Source organism: Vibrio sp. 2033 (genome assembly GCF_033339735.1).
On the sequence record NZ_JAWOVC010000421.1, the window covers coordinates 1 to 658 of the forward strand.

Below are 658 nucleotides of genomic sequence, written 5' to 3' on the forward strand. Positions count from 1 at the left end.
TCGTATGAGAAAGAAGTTAAACGTAGAAATGTCGCCTAACAAACTGTTCAAGAGGGATTCGCAACGCGTGGCATTTTTACTATGCGTTAGTTTTAGTGTTTAGGGTGGTATGCGGCGGCTTCGGTATTGCGTTGCTCACCCCTTAACAGGGCGTTATGTGCTTGGAAGAAAAATGGAATATTTTCAGTACTATGGAATCGACTGGGTTGCAATGGTACTTACGTTTCTTGCAATTTGGCAAATTGGAAATAAGAACAAAATCGGTTTCATTTTAATGATGTGCGGTAACACTAGTTGGGTAGCAGTTGGTTATCTTACTGGCAGTGTGGCAATGATAATTGCAAATATCATCTTTTTCTCAATGAACCTTAGAGCAATCATCAAATGGTCGACGCCAGAGAAAGAGCCTAAAGTTAGTGTTGCTGAGCAGTCATCTACAAGCTAGAAGTTCGCACATAACAAACTGTTCAAGAGGGATTCGCAACGCGTGGCATTTTCACTATGCGTTGATTTTGGTGATTAAGGTGGTTTGCGGCGGCTTTTGTATTGCGTTGCTCACCCCTTAACAGGGCGTTATGTGCCCGAGTACCCCACGTTTAGTAGACACTTTACTAAGTTAGCTCTAGGGTCTAATTGAGAGGTGATTTATGGCTAAACA

Annotated in this window: 1 protein-coding gene; it reads left to right on the forward strand. The window is 42.2% G+C overall.

What is annotated here, in order from left to right:
• Window positions 1-172 precede the first annotated feature (172 nt).
• Window positions 173-445 carry a nicotinamide mononucleotide transporter gene (locus tag R7P74_RS26950; RefSeq protein WP_005462157.1) on the forward strand — a complete coding sequence of 91 codons (273 nt, stop codon included), beginning with the start codon at window positions 173-175 and terminating at the stop codon, window positions 443-445.
• Window positions 446-658 lie beyond the last annotated feature (213 nt).